Origin of the sequence: Thermococcus sp. ES12 (assembly GCF_012027515.1) — an archaeon.
GTDB classification, from domain to species: Archaea; Methanobacteriota_B; Thermococci; order Thermococcales; family Thermococcaceae; genus Thermococcus; species Thermococcus barossii.
Window position 1 is genome coordinate 1 of the sequence record NZ_SNUP01000158.1, and the last position, 380, is coordinate 380.

1 protein-coding gene is annotated in these 380 nt (G+C 41.1%); it reads left to right on the forward strand.

The window, feature by feature from the left end; translation table 11 throughout:
- Positions 1-269 (forward strand): transketolase C-terminal domain-containing protein (locus tag E3E37_RS11550; RefSeq protein WP_305849833.1); only part of this gene is annotated, 269 nt, incomplete at its 5' end.
- Between the last annotated feature and the right edge of the window lie 111 nt (positions 270-380).

Sequence of the window (380 nt, forward strand, 5' to 3'; positions counted from 1 at the left end):
CAAGGACTTTGGTGCCTTTAGATGTTGACACAATACTCAATTCTATAAAGAAGACTGGAAGGCTCGTTGTTGTAGATGAGGGATATCCAAGATGTGGCTTTGCAACCGATATTGCTGCATTAGCTGTAAGCAGAGCATTTGATGCTCTAAAAGCCCCGGTTAAGATAATCACACCTCCAGCAACGCCAGTTCCATTCAGCCCGGCTCTCGAGAAAGAATGGATACCAAGTTCTGAAAAGATTGAAAAAGCTGTTAGAGAGGTTCTTTGATTCTGTTTTTTATTTTTTAAACATTGAGAAGAAGGTGAGAATAGTGGAGAAGCCAATATTTACAGATGTACTTCAAGTGGCTGTTGTGGTGAGAGATGTAGATGAAGCGGT